This window comes from Terrabacter sp. 2RAF25 (genome assembly GCF_052115265.1).
Classification (GTDB): domain Bacteria; phylum Actinomycetota; class Actinomycetes; order Actinomycetales; family Dermatophilaceae; genus Terrabacter.
Map to the genome: position 1 here is coordinate 876,101 of NZ_JBFRGJ010000002.1, position 12,639 is coordinate 888,739.

Annotated in this window: 15 protein-coding genes; 8 read left to right on the top strand and 7 right to left on the bottom strand. The window is 72.5% G+C overall.

Translation table 11 applies throughout. The features are described from left to right. The first annotated feature begins 36 nt into the window (after positions 1 to 36). The 5 genes from AB4091_RS07305 to AB4091_RS07325 all read left to right on the top strand — a co-directional run bounded on the left by AB4091_RS07305 (position 37) and on the right by AB4091_RS07325 (position 4,287). Entirely contained in the window at positions 37 to 456 is a 420-nt protein-coding gene (locus AB4091_RS07305) for an SRPBCC family protein (RefSeq protein ID WP_442291065.1), read from the top strand. A gap of 47 nt (positions 457 to 503) precedes the next feature. After that, positions 504 to 2,534, top strand: a complete 2,031-nt coding sequence (locus tag AB4091_RS07310) for a hypothetical protein (protein ID WP_442291066.1) — start codon at positions 504 to 506, stop codon at positions 2,532 to 2,534. Between the two features lie 70 nt (positions 2,535 to 2,604). Beyond that, positions 2,605 to 3,369 (top strand): GNAT family N-acetyltransferase, encoded by a 765-nt coding sequence (locus AB4091_RS07315; RefSeq protein ID WP_442291067.1) that lies wholly within the window; start codon positions 2,605 to 2,607, stop codon positions 3,367 to 3,369. 89 nt (positions 3,370 to 3,458) lie between these two features. After that, positions 3,459 to 3,821 carry an iron chaperone gene (locus AB4091_RS07320; protein ID WP_442291068.1) on the top strand — a complete coding sequence of 121 codons (363 nt, stop codon included), beginning with the start codon at positions 3,459 to 3,461 and terminating at the stop codon, positions 3,819 to 3,821. Between the two features lie 85 nt (positions 3,822 to 3,906). Beyond that, complete coding sequence (locus tag AB4091_RS07325; protein WP_442291069.1) at positions 3,907 to 4,287, top strand: DUF6578 domain-containing protein; 381 nt, start codon at positions 3,907 to 3,909, stop codon at positions 4,285 to 4,287. Positions 4,288 to 4,323: 36 nt separating this feature from the next. Here the strand turns inward: AB4091_RS07325 and AB4091_RS07330 are convergent, their stop codons facing one another. Further along, positions 4,324 to 5,607, bottom strand: a complete 1,284-nt coding sequence (locus AB4091_RS07330) for an NAD(P)/FAD-dependent oxidoreductase (RefSeq protein ID WP_442291070.1) — start codon at positions 5,605 to 5,607, stop codon at positions 4,324 to 4,326. Further along, positions 5,604 to 6,692, bottom strand: coding sequence for a semialdehyde dehydrogenase (locus AB4091_RS07335; RefSeq protein WP_442291071.1), 1,089 nt, complete (start codon positions 6,690 to 6,692; stop codon positions 5,604 to 5,606). Before AB4091_RS07335 ends, AB4091_RS07330 begins: the two co-directional genes overlap by 4 nt. Before the next feature lie 176 nt (positions 6,693 to 6,868). On the opposite strand from AB4091_RS07335, the gene AB4091_RS07340 reads away from it, so the two are divergent. After that, positions 6,869 to 7,204, top strand: coding sequence for a hypothetical protein (locus AB4091_RS07340; RefSeq protein ID WP_442291072.1), 336 nt, complete (start codon positions 6,869 to 6,871; stop codon positions 7,202 to 7,204). On the opposite strand, the gene AB4091_RS07345 is transcribed toward AB4091_RS07340, so the two are convergent. The 5 genes from AB4091_RS07345 to AB4091_RS07365 form a co-directional block, all read right to left on the bottom strand. After that, entirely contained in the window at positions 7,183 to 7,758 is a 576-nt protein-coding gene (locus tag AB4091_RS07345) for a dihydrofolate reductase family protein (RefSeq protein ID WP_442291073.1), read from the bottom strand. The two genes, AB4091_RS07340 and AB4091_RS07345, sit on opposite strands and share 22 nt — an antisense overlap. Positions 7,759 to 7,782: 24 nt before the next feature. Continuing rightward, the gene (locus tag AB4091_RS07350) at positions 7,783 to 8,874 is read right to left on the bottom strand and encodes a DNA glycosylase AlkZ-like family protein (protein ID WP_442291074.1); all 1,092 of its coding nucleotides are present in this window, start codon (positions 8,872 to 8,874) and stop codon (positions 7,783 to 7,785) included. An 11-nt stretch (positions 8,875 to 8,885) separates the two neighbouring features. After that, positions 8,886 to 9,365, bottom strand: a complete 480-nt coding sequence (locus AB4091_RS07355) for a DUF4440 domain-containing protein (protein ID WP_442291075.1) — start codon at positions 9,363 to 9,365, stop codon at positions 8,886 to 8,888. 98 nt (positions 9,366 to 9,463) lie between these two features. After that, a complete protein-coding gene (locus AB4091_RS07360; protein WP_442291076.1) occupies positions 9,464 to 9,877 on the bottom strand; it encodes a (R)-mandelonitrile lyase in 414 nt (137 codons plus the stop codon). A gap of 10 nt (positions 9,878 to 9,887) precedes the next feature. Continuing rightward, on the bottom strand, positions 9,888 to 10,784 hold the full coding sequence (locus tag AB4091_RS07365) for a helix-turn-helix transcriptional regulator (protein WP_442291077.1): 897 nt from the start codon (positions 10,782 to 10,784) through the stop codon (positions 9,888 to 9,890). A gap of 174 nt (positions 10,785 to 10,958) precedes the next feature. Here AB4091_RS07365 and AB4091_RS07370 point away from each other — a divergent pair, with 174 nt between their 5' ends. Together AB4091_RS07370 and AB4091_RS07375 are read left to right on the top strand one after the other, a co-directional pair. Beyond that, a complete protein-coding gene (locus tag AB4091_RS07370; RefSeq protein ID WP_442291078.1) occupies positions 10,959 to 11,978 on the top strand; it encodes a zinc-dependent alcohol dehydrogenase family protein in 1,020 nt (339 codons plus the stop codon). A 49-nt stretch (positions 11,979 to 12,027) separates the two neighbouring features. Next, positions 12,028 to 12,615 (top strand): DapH/DapD/GlmU-related protein, encoded by a 588-nt coding sequence (locus AB4091_RS07375; RefSeq protein WP_442291079.1) that lies wholly within the window; start codon positions 12,028 to 12,030, stop codon positions 12,613 to 12,615. Positions 12,616 to 12,639: the final 24 nt, after the last annotated feature.

Sequence of the window (12,639 nt, forward strand, 5' to 3'; positions counted from 1 at the left end):
GGTTGCTCGGGGGCAGCCGTCGGGTAGGTGCCTTCCATGGGTGACTACACCGCAACCACGACCGTGTCCCACGACGTCACCGACGCCTTCGACTACATCTCCGACCCCGAGCACCTGCCCGAGTACTTCCCGCGCATGACCGAGGCCCACGAGGTCGAGGCAGGCACGGTGCGCACGACGGCGATCGTCGACGCCGACCAGGACGGCACCGACGAGAAGGTCGTCTCCGACGCCTGGTTCAAGGTGGACGACTCCGACCACTCCATCAGCTGGGGGTCGCCCGGCGAGAGTGACTACCACGGCACGCTGCGCCTGCACGACGGCGGCGGCTCCGGCACACGCATCGAGCTGAGCCTGACCACCCCCCAGGACTTCGACGGCATGCAGCAGAGCCTCGACGAGTCCCTCGCCGCCATCGCGAGCCGCCTCGACGAGATCGCCGCCGAGAAGGGCTAGCAAGAAGGGCTAGCCAGATCGGCGGGTGGCGGACGTAGCGTGGGGTGGTGAGTCCTGACCAGCCCCGCGACCCGCTCGCCGGTGCCGGCGGCCCCAACGGCCACGGCCGGTTCCGCTACGCGCCCTGGACCGGCGGGCAGCCCGACCCCCTGGCGCCCCCGTTCGACGTGCGGGCGGCGCTCGACGAGGTGGGCCAGGACGTCCTCTCGGGCGGAAGCCTGCGCGAGTCGCTGCGCGACCTGCTGCGACGCGGCACCGACGGCCGGCGTGGCCTCGACGACCTCGCCGAACGCGTACGCCGGCTCCGCGAGGCGGCCCGTCGGCGTGGGGACCTCGGCGGCACGCTCGACCAGGTGCGCGGCCTGCTCGACCAGGCCCTGTCGCAGGAGCGCGACCAGCTCGCCTCCGAGACCGGCGACGACGCCCGGCTGGCCGAGATGGACCTCGCGACCATCCCGGACGACGTCGCCGGGGCGGTCCGCGCCCTCAGCGACTACCAGTGGCACTCCGACGAGGCCCGCGAGACCTACGCGCAGATCGCACAGATGCTGCAGCGCGAGGTCGTGGGCGGCCAGTTCGAGGGTCTGAAGCAGGCGCTCTCCGGCAACGACCCCGAGGCCATGCAGCGGGTCAAGGACATGCTCGCCGACCTCAACCAGCTGCTTGCCGCGCACGCTCGGGGTGAGGACACCGAGGACCTCTTCCGCGACTTCATGGACAAGCACGGTGACCTGTTCCCGGAGGGCCCCGAGAACGTCGACGAGCTGATCGACGCCCTTGCCCGTCGACAGGCAGCGGCCGAACGGCTCCTCGCGTCACTCAGCCGTGAGCAGCGCGAGCAGCTCGCCCAGCTCATGGCCGACGCCCTCGGCGACCCCGACCTCGCCTCGCAGATGGCGCAGCTCTCCGACAACCTCCGCGCCCTGCGGCCCGGGCTCGACCGCTCGTCACCCGTGCGTCGAGGCCAGCCCGGCGGCGAGCCGATGCCGTGGGGACAGGCCGTCGAGGCGGTCGCAGAGGTGGCGGACCTCGAGCAGCTCGACGAGCAGCTGGGCCAGGCCTACTTCGGCGCGACCCTCGACGACGTCGACGTCGAACGGCTGGAGCAGTACCTCGGTGCCGACGCGACGCGAGACTTCCAGGCGCTGCGTCAGCTCGAGCGCGAGCTGGAGCGCCAGGGGTTCGTCTCCCGGGGCGACGACGGGCTCCGGCTCACGCCCCGCGCCGTCCGGCGGCTCGGCGAGACGGCCCTGCGCCACGTCTTCGAGCACATCGACGCCGCGGGCCGGGGCGACCACGACGACCACTCCGCCGGCCAGGCCGACGAGCCCACCGGTCTCAGCCGCGAGTGGCGCTTCGGTGACGAGCTGCCTCTCGACACGGTGCGCACGGTCTCGAACGCGCTGCGGCGCAACGCAGCCCGACGGCATACGTCCTCGGGTGGCCCGGGGGGCGTCGACCTGCTCGTCGAGGACTTCGAGGTCATCGAGACCGAGCGGCGCGCGCAGGCCGCAGTGGCGCTGTGCGTCGACATGTCGTTCTCGATGCTGCACGAGGGGCGGTGGGGGCCGATGAAGCAGACGGCGCTCGCGCTCTCGCACCTCGTCGCCACGCGCTTCCGCCACGACGCCCTGCAGATCATCGGCTTCAACCTCGCCGCTCGGCGCCTCACGCCGGTGGAGCTCACCGAGGCCGAGCCCGAGTGGGTGCAGGGGACGAACCTCCAGCACGCGCTCATGCTCGCCTCGAGGCACCTGAGGCGGCACCCCGAGGCCGAGCCGGTCGTCCTCGTCGTCACCGACGGCGAGCCGACGGCGCACATCGCCTCCGACGGGATGCCCGAGTTCCACTGGCCCGCAACGCAGGAGACGATCCGGGCGACGATCAGCCAGGTCGACGAGCTGCGGCGCTCGGGGGCGACACTCAACGTCTTCATGCTCGGCGACGACCCCGGACTCGCCCGTTTCGTCGACGCGGTCGCGCGGCGGGCCGGCGGTCGCGTCTTCACGCCCGACGTGTCGCGTCTCGGCGAGTACGTCGTCGCCGACTACCTCAGGGCCAGGCGCGGCAGTCGCTGAGCAACCCCTGCGAGTCGACGTCCGCCGAAATCCGCTCGCCCACACTGCGCGTGCCTGTCATCGTGACCGCATGACGCGAGGGCGCGACGGCCTCCTGGGCCGCATCGAGAGCTACTACGACTGCGTGCCGCGCGCCGTCGCGTCCGCCGAGGAGGTCGGGCCGTTCACGCTCTTCGTCGCGGGCAAGGGCACGGGCTGGCAGTTCTACGCCCGCCCCCGGCTCGGCAGTCGCGCCGTCTTCACGCCCGAGGACGTATGCCGTGTGCTCGAGCGGCAGACGCAGCTCGACGTGCCGCGCGCCATCGAGTGGGTCGACGAGGTCACGCCGACCCTGCTGCCCGCGGTGCGCGGCGCCGGCCACGAGCCGCACCGCTACCCGCTGCTCGTCATGCCGACGGACGTCGTGGTCGAGGCGGACCCGCGCGCCCGTGCGCTCCGGCCCGCGGAGCCGCACCTGTCTCTCGCGCTCGGGTCGGTGTCGGCCGGCTTCGCCGGGCACGACGAGGTGCAGCCGACGGACCCCGGGCGACGGCCGGAGCTGATGGAGCGCGGCGACCTCGTCGTCGTGGCCTCGTTCGAGGGCACCCGACTCTGCGGGGCAGGCTCTGCGGCCCCCCGCGGCGACGTCGCCGAGCTGATGGGCATCGCCGTGCCCCCGGGCCACCGGCACCGCGGCCACGGAACGGCGATCACCCGTTCCCTCGTCGCAGCCAGCCGGGAGCAGGGCGTCGACCTGGTGTTCCTCTCGGCCGGGTCCGACTCGGCGGCCGAGATCTACCGGCGCATCGGCTTCGTCGACGTCGGGACTGCCTGCGTCCTCGAGCTCGACGACTGACCCGGGCCCTGTCCGGCGAATCGGACATTCCCGCAACGGCATTCGCTGCGCCACAATGGCCGGACGAGAAATCAGCTGGAGGGGGAGCGATGGGCGAGCAGAAGCCGGCGCCGACGACGGTGGACGAGTACGTCGCCGGATTCCCGGACGACGCCCGAGCCGTGCTCGAGCAGGTGTGCGCCACCCTGCGCGCGGCCCTGCCCGGCGCCGAGGAGAAGATCCGCTACGGCATGCCGGCGCTGATGTTCACGGACCGATACGGCCTCCACTTCGCGGGGTGGAAGAAGCACGTCGGGCTCTACCCGGTCGGCGAGCTGGAACCCACCCTCGAGACCGAGATCGCGCCCTACCGTGCGCAGAAGGACACCGTGCAGTTCTTCTACGCCAAGCCCGTGCCGTACGACCTCATCGGCCGGGTGGCCTCGGCACTCGCGGCCCGGCACACGGACTGAGGCGGCCCGCCGGCTCCAGGCCCGTCGCGCAGGTACGCCTGAGAAAGGAGTGGGTGCAGCGCTGTTCGCTTGGCACAGTGGGGTCATGCGCTATGTCGTGTGGGTCGACGCCTGGCAGCTGGAGTGCTGCGGCGAACCTTTCTCCACGGGCGACCGGGTGGCGTGGACCATGCGCCCGGCCGACCGCCCCAACTACGTCGAGCTGCTCGGACCGGACCTTGCCGCAGCCCTCACCCACCACGAGGAGCATCATGGGGCCGTGCCCGAGGATGCACCGCCCGTCCACGCGACGGTCCGCGGGATCACGGCCGTCCTCGGCCACCACGACGCCACCTCGGGCAAGCCGGTCACGACGCGTCTCGCCGAGCGGCACCGCGTCGCGGGCGAGGGCGGCGGCGACGGGCAGGACGTGGCCTGGGACGAGCGGGTGCACGGCTACGTCGTCGAGCTCGACGCGGACGGCTGACAACCACCGCCCGGGCCGGGTGTGACGGCGCCGCCCTCAAGCGGTCCGTGACCGCGTCACGTCGGCGACGGTGACCGGCGCCGGCGCGACGGCAGGATTCGGCACACGGCCTCGGCGGGCGACCCGGGCGAGGTCGCCGACGACCTGGGCCGCCTTGCGCCGCGACGGCATGAAGCGCAGGAAGAAGGTGACCCGGAGCGTCCACGCGAGCCACCCCGTGAACGGGATGCCGTAGAGCTCGGAGATCGAGCGGCCGAAGCCGAACGAGGCCGCCTGGCCGAGCCCGCGGTAGGCGAACGCCCGGGTGCTGCGCCCTCGCATCGACCGGGCGAGGTTGCGCCCGACGTGGTCGCCGCCCTTGATCGCCCAGAGCGCGTTGGCCGGGACCGGCTCGCCGCGGGTCGGGTGCGCCACGCAGGCGGCGTCGCCCGCCGCCCACACGTGGTCGTCGACCGACAGGTCCGGGCGGGTGACGAGCCGACCGCGCGGGTCGCGGTGCGCGTCGAGGCCGGGGACCTGCACCGGCCGCTGGCCGATCGTGGCGATGACCGTGTCCGCGGGCAGGCACGTGCCGTCGGAGAGGTACGCGTGGTCGGCGCTGACCGAGGTGAGGCGCACCCCGAGCCGGACGCGTACGCCCAGGCGCTTGAGCTCGTGAGCCGCCCGGTCCACCAGTCGGGGCTGAGAGTCGCACAGCTCGGGCAGCAGCTCGTCACCGGCGTGCACGAGCTCGACCCGGATGTGGGCGCCGCCGAGGTCGGCGACGGCCGCGGCCATCTCCACACCGGCCATGCCGCCACCGGCCACGACGACGGCGTGCCGACGCCGGCCGCGAAGAGACGCGGCCTCACGGACCCGGTCGGCGAGCACCTCGATGTCGCCGGGCGCGCGGAGGGTGAAGCCGTGCTCGGCGAGCCCCGGCACGGTGGAGGCGGGCTCACGACCGCCCGTGCCGACGACGAGGTCGTCGTAGTCGAGCACCCGGACGCCGGTCTCGCCGTCCTGCTCGTAGCGCACGACCCGCCGTTCGGCGTCGATGGCGACCGCGCGGCCCACGACGACGTGCGCGTGCGGCATCGCCTGGGCGAGCGGCGTTCGGGTGCGGTCGTAGGGGAGCAGACCGGCGAGCACCTCGCCGGTGAAGCCGTGGAAGCTGTGGGCGTCGTCGGCGCTGATCACGACGACCTGCACCGCACCGCTGCGGACCGAGCGTCCGGCGTGACGCATCAGGCCGGCATAAGCGTGGAGGGTGACGTAGCCGCCGCCCAGGAGCACGACGCGGTGCTGCGCCCGGTGCCCGGAGCGGAGCAGCGTCGTCATGACGCCATCCCCATCGCCGGTCGACCGATCGTGACCGGTCGGCCGAACGACGTCGGCTCCGCGGCCCGGAACCCCAGGTGCCCCAGGCCTTTCGCGAGCTCCCGGGTGCGGTCGACGAGCTCCAGCGTCGGGACCCCGATCGAGAAGTGCCCGCGGTGGCCCGAGAGGGCGAGCAACGCGGTCTCGGCAAAGCATGCGTACGCGCGACCGTCGGGCAGGCCGATGTTGCCGCCGACGAGGCGCAGGCTCGGGATGTCGACCACGCCACCGTCGACGACGAGCACGTCGGGGCGCTGCTCCACGAGCGTCGGCGAGGTGTTGCGGGGCTGGGTCGCGTCGAGCACGGCGGCGCCCAGCCGTAGGTGCTCGGGGCCGAGCAAGGCGTCGGCGGATGCGGTCAGCAGGATGACGAGGTCGGCGTCTGCGACGGAGTCCATCGACGTAGCGGCCGTGGTCGGCACCTGGCGACCGACCTCGGCGGCGAGAGCGTCGAGCCGCCCGGCCGAGCGGGCGACGAGGCTGAGTCGGGCCACGGCGCGGTCGCGGGCCAGCAGCCTCGTGACCGCGGCGCCGACGCTGCCGGTCGCACCGACGATGGCGACGTGCGGGTCGGCCGCGTGGCCGACGGCGTCGCGCAGCAGGCGGCGGGCCTGGTCGTCGACGATCGCGGCCGTGAAGGCGTTGCCGTTCGTGACCCCGATGTCGGTGCGAGTCCGGAGCGAGACCCCGCCCGCGGTCACCGTGGCGGTCAGGGCGCCGAGCCCCACGACGTCGCAGCCGAGGGCGCGGGCCTTGTCGACCGCACGGTGAACGCGGGCCCGGCCCTCGCCGGGCGAGGTGAGCAGGTGCCGTGCGCCGTAGGGCACGAGGACGACGTGGCCCACGCGTGCGCCGTCGATGTGGACGTCGGCCATGGAGACCGGCCGCAGCGGCAGACGACGGAGTGCGGCGTCGTAGACGGGGTCGGGCACGCGGCCCAGCGGCGACCAGACCCGGGCGAGGTCCTCGCCGAGGCGGGCCCGCGGGTGGACCGTGAACGCGAACGTGCTGGGACTGCCGGTGCGGCTGTCGGTCTGGCTGGTCATCGGTGCTCCCCGTGTGTCGTGCCGCCTGTGGTGCGACGTGTCGTGCGGCGAGGCCTGCCGGCGAAGGGCGGGCGCCGTTGCACGAGAGGAGGAGCGAGCGGCAGGGGTGATACCTCGGGAAGGTCACGCGGCGGCATACGTGGTCGGGATTGGGTAGGCGTGCCTAGGCTTCGGTCATGGCTGAGCTGCCGGAGCGTCTCAAGGGCACGTGGTCGATCGGGTCGAAGGACTCGTTCCTGTCGATCGGGTCGGTGGGCTCGGTGCTCTCGATCGGGAGCGTCGGGTCGGTGCTGTCGATCGGGAGCGTGGGGTCGTTCGCGTCGCTCCTGTCGCTGGGGTCGTCGATGAGCGCCTTCTCGCTGCTGTCGAACCAGTCGATGGCGTCGGTGCTCTCGCACCAGAGCAACGGCTCGGTGCTGTCGGCGCAGTCGCGTCGGGCCGTGCGGGGCTACCGCGTCAACGGGACCCTCGGGGTCAGGCGGTCACGGGGTCACGACCCGGCGGGACGGTAGACGAGCCACAGGGCGCCGCTCACCGTCGGCGTCGCGCTCACCAGAGTGAGCCGCTGCAGGTCGGTGCCGCGCTCGAAGAGGCGCCGGCCTTCGGGGTCGACGACGGGCGCGACCGCGAGGTGCATCTCGTCGACGAGGCCCTCGGCGAGCAGCGACTGGGCGAGCTCGATGCTGCCGTGCACGCCGACGTCACCACCCGACGTCGCCTTGAGGGCGCGGACGATGTCGGCGAGCGCGCCGCCCACGGCCTGGGCGTCGCCCCACTCGGAGGTGAGCGGTGAGGACGTGACGACGTACTTCTTGACGCCGTTGATGAAGTCGGCGAAGGGCTGCTCGTCGGAGGTCGGCCAGTAGCGCGACCACTCGTCGTACATGTGGCGACCGAGGAGCACGGCGTCCTGCTTGCCGATGAGCTCGGCCTCGAGGGCGATGAGGTCGTCGTCGAACGTCGGCGGCTGCGGCTTGTCGGGGTCGACGTCGGGCGGGAAGGCCCGGGTGGGGTCGTCGACGGCGCCGTCGAGGGAGGTGATCGTGTAGAGGACGATCCTGCGCATCGAGTGCTCCTTGGGTCAGGTCGGTCAGGGGGTGACGAGCTCGAGGCCGAGCCACTCTGCGAGAGAAGCGATCTCACGGTCGACGTCGCGGCGTACACGCTGGGTGAAGCGGACGTCCTCGTGCACCGCGTTGACGAGGAGGCGCCCGGCCTTGCGGTCGCCCTGGGCGTCGAGCTTTCCGACGAGCCGGTCGTGGTGGAGGATCGGCAGCGCGAAGTAGCCCCACCGCCGCTTCTCCTTGGGCTTGTACATCTCGAGGATGTACTCGTAGCCCCAGAGCTGCTCGGCGCGGACGCGGTTGTGGATGAGCTGGTCGAACGGCGACAGCAGCGCGGCGCGCCCGGTGAACGTGCTCGGGACGCCGAGGTATGCCGGGTGGACGCGCCACGCGCCCGGCACCCCCTCCACCTCGGCGGGCTCGCCCGCGGCGCCGACGTAGGCCTGCTCGCCCGGCAGCTCGGGCCCGGTGGCGCGGGCGATGCCGAGCGACTCGAGGCGGCGTTCGTTGCGCAGGCTCGTCGCCTCCTCGTGCGTCGGGAGCTCGAAGCCGTCGCCGTAGACGCGCTCGGCGAGGTCCCAGTAGCGCTGTCGCCCCTTGCGGCCCGAGACCGCGATCTGGCCCCGGCGGGCCATGGACTCGAGCATCTTCGTGACGTTGCGGTTGTTGGTCCAGCCGCTCGACGGCCACGGCACCGCGCTCGTGTCGGGGATGTCGCGGGACAGCAGCGGGCCCTCTGCGATGAGCCGGGCGAGGATGTCGCGGCGGAACTGCTCGTTGGCCTCGAGCCACTCGATGATCGCGGGGTGGAACTCACGACCCACCCACTCGGCGATGACCGTCGGCACGTCACGCGCGGGACGGACGTAGGCGACGGTCTCGTGGAGGGTGCGCTCGTGCTCGACGGCGCGGGTGAGGTGCTCGGGACGGTAGGTGTTGCCGAGCCGGCTCCACAGCACCAGATCGGCGCTCGGTGCGATGGCCGCGGTGGGGTCGATCTGCAGCATCGTCAGCCGCTCGACCGTCTCGACGAGATCGGTGGGCCGCGGCTCGTCGAGGTGTTGCGCGTGCACGGCGATGCGCCGCGCGTCGTCGAGGGTCAGCCGGTGCACCGCCATGGACCGAGACCCTAGTCAGCCGAGCCGACAGTGCGGCTGACCGCAGCGCTGACTCCGGGGCGTTCGTCGTCCCACGCGGCCGCCGAGATGCGCCATCCGGCCGCCGTTCGCACGAGCTGGATCGACTTCATGCCGCGGCCCTCGACCACGCTCCCGTCCTGCACCCAGGTCTTGGCATAGCTGCCGAACCAGTGGGCGATGTCGCCGAAGACGTCGATGCGGCCTTCGGTGGGCCACTCGGCGAACTCGCTGAGGGTGCCGTTGCCGAGCAGGGCCCGGCGCGGTTCGATGAACGCGTCGATGTCCATGACCGCCGGCGCGCGGCCGCCGGTGCTCGTCACCAGGGCCTGCGGCACGAAGAGGCCGCGGAGGGAGGCCATCCGCTCTGCCAGGTCAGGTCCGGTGGCGAAGGCGGCGAAGAACGTGTCGACCACCGACTGGATCTCCCCAAGGTCCGACTGGTGGTTCGGCTCGTGCGCGTCTTCGGTCACTCGCCGACCCTAACCAGCGCCCGCCGAGGGGTGGGCACTCCAACAGGGCCGGGCTCGGCTTCTCGGGCCCGGAAGATCCTCGCCGCCACTCGGATGGGTCACTCACCGGCTGAGGGTGCGACGGCGTACTCGTCGTCGGTGACCGGGGTCAGCCAGTGGACGACGTCGTGGTCGGCGTCGCCCTCGTTGATGGCGACGTGCACCATGAGCCGGTTGGGTGCGGCGCCGTGCCAGTGCTCCTCGTCGGCCTCGAAGAGCACACGGTCGCCGGGACGGATGACCTCGACGGGGCCGCCTCGGCGCTGACAGAGCCCGACCCCCTCGGTGACGAAGACCGTCTGGCCGAGGGGGTGGCGGTGCCAGTGGGTGCGGGCGCCCGGCATGAAGTGGACGAGGTTGGCCGTGACGCGCGACGGTTCGGGCGCGGCGGCGACCGCGTCGATGTAGACGTCTCCGGTGAACCAGTCGCTCGGGCCCTTCACGGTGTCGACCGAGCTGCGGGTGATCTGCATGGGATTCCTTCTAGCCGTTGGGGATCGGGGTGTCGGTGGTTGCCGTCGGTGCGGACGTGGAGGCCGCCCACGACGCGAGCAGCTGGAGTCGCTCGGCCGACGGCGAGCCGGGTTCGGCCGTGTAGACCATGAGGACGAGGCCGGGCTCGGCGGTGATCGCGAGCTCCTCGTAGGCGAGGGTCAGCTCACCGACGACGGGATGGTTGAACCGTTTGGTGCCGGTGCCGTGGGTGCGCACGTCGTGCGCGCTCCACAGGCGTCGGAACAGCTCACTCCGGGTCGACAGCTCGCCCACGAGGTCCTGGAGGCCGCGGTCGTGCGGGTCGCGGCCGGCCTCGGCGCGCATGATGCCGACGCACATCTCGGCGAAGAGGTCCCAGTCCGGGTAGAACTCGCGCGACGCGGGGTCGAGGAACTGGAACCGGGCCAGGTTGGGCATCCGCCCGCCCTCGCCGATGACGGGCGAGTAGAAGGCGCGGCCGAGGGTGTTGGTGGCGAGCAGGTTCTGGTGCGGGTCGCGCACGAACGCGACGCCACCGCCGATCGACTCGAGCGCCCACTGCAGGCTCGGGCGCGATGCCGGCTTGCCGGCGGCACGCCGGCGCGACCGGCCCGACGTCGGGATGCCGTCGGCAGCCCGCGCGAGGTCGAGCAGGTGCGCGCGCTCGGTGTCGTCGAGCTGCAGCGCTCGGGAGAGTGCGTCGAGGACGCCCGCGGACGCCCCGGCGATCTGCCCTCGCTCGAGGCGGGCGTAGTACTCGACGCTGAGGCCGGCGAGCGTCGCGACCTCGCTGCGGCGCAGGCCGGGAACGCGACGACCTCGGCCGGCCGGCATACCGACCTGCTCCGGGGTGATCCGGGCGCGGCGGGTCATCAGGAACTCGCGCACCTCCTGGCGGTTGTCCACGCCTTCGAGCGTATGCCGCGTGCAGCGGTGCGCCGAGCCACCAGAGGTGCCCTGTCAGTACGTCCCTCGACAGGGACTCCCGTGACGTCGCGCCGGCGGCTTGACTCGTGGGGCGGGCCTGTTCGGCCCTGGCGGGCAGCGCCCCGCGAGAAGCGAGTTGAAGGAGTTCACGCGATGCGTGGAGTTGTCATGTACGGACCCGGCGACGTGCGGGTGGAGGACCGCGAGGACCCTCAGATCATCGAGCCGACCGACGCGATCATCCGCCTGACGGCGGCGTGCATCTGCGGCAGCGACCTGTGGCCCTACCGCGGCGCCGAGCCGGTCGACCACCAGGTGATGGGTCACGAGTACGTCGGGGTCGTCGAGGAGGTCGGCCGCGATGTGCGCACCGTGAAGGTCGGCGACTTCGTCGTCGGGTCGTTCTGGGCCTCGGACAACACGTGCGAGATCTGCCGGGCCGGCTATCAGGCGTACTGCACCCACCGGGTGCTCATGGGCACCATCGGCACCCAGGCCGAGCTGGCGCGCATCCCATTGGCCGACGGCACGCTCGTCGCCACCCCCGGGCAGCCCGACGCCGACCTCATCCCCTCGCTCATGGCGGCCTCCGACGTGCTCGGCACCGGCTGGTTCGCCGCGGTGGCGGCCGAGGCGGGACCCGGCAAGACCGTGGCCGTCGTCGGTGACGGCGCCGTGGGCCTGCTCGGCATCCTCGCCGCCCGTGAGCTGGGCGCTGAGCGGATCATCGCGTTCAGCCGCCACGCCGACCGCCAGGCCCTCGCACGGGAGTTCGGCGCGACCGACATCGTCGAGGAGCGCGGCGACGCCGGGGTCGCGCGGGTCAAGCAGCTGACCGGCGGCCTCGGCGCGCACTCGGTCATCGAGGCCGTCGGCACGCAGGAGGCGATGATGCAGGCCATCCACTCGACGCGCGCCGGCGGCCACGTCGGCTTCGTCGGGGTCTCGCACGACGTGTCCATCCCCGGCGACGAGCTGTTCATGGCCGGCGTGCATGTGCACGGCGGTCCCGCCCCGGTGCGGGAGTACCTGCCGCACCTGGTGCAGCTCATCTGGGACCGCAGGATCGACCCGGGCCTGGTCTTCGACCTCACGCTCCCGCTCGAGGAGGCCGCCCAGGGCTACCAGGCCATGGACGAGCGCACCGCCACCAAGGTCCTGCTCACGCTCTGAGACCCGACACGAACTGAGTCACCTGACGAATCAACGCAGAGGAGCAGCGATGCAGCTTCAGCACTTCCTCGACCACGTGAACGCCGGACGCGTCATCGAGGGCGGGTCGGCGGAGCACCGGTTCATGCATGGCGCGGCGCAGGACGCGCTTCGCGTCGTGGCCGAGCTCAACGGGGCCTACCGGACGCCTGACGAGGTCCTGGCGCTCCTGGCGCGCCTCACCGGAAGGGAGGTCGCCGAGTCGGTCACCGTGTTCCCGCCGTTCTACTGCGAGTTCGGCAAGAACCTCGACCTCGGCGAGGGGGTCTTCGTCAACATGGGCTGCCGCTTCCAGGACACCGGCGGCATCAGCATCGGCGAGGGCACGCTCATCGGGCACGGGACCACGCTGACGACGCTCAACCACTCCGCCGACCCGGACCGGCGGGCCGACATGGTGCCGGCCCGAGTGACGATCGGAAGGAAGGTCTGGCTCGGCGCCGGGGTCACCGTCGTGCCGGGCGTGACCATCGGCGACGGGGCGATCGTCGGTGCCGGCGCGGTCGTCACGAAGGACGTACCGGCGAACGCTGTCGTCGCCGGTGTTCCCGCCAGGATCATCCGGATGACAGGGTTCGACGCCACACGCCCTGGCTGAGGTGAGACCGGGTGGGCCCCGACC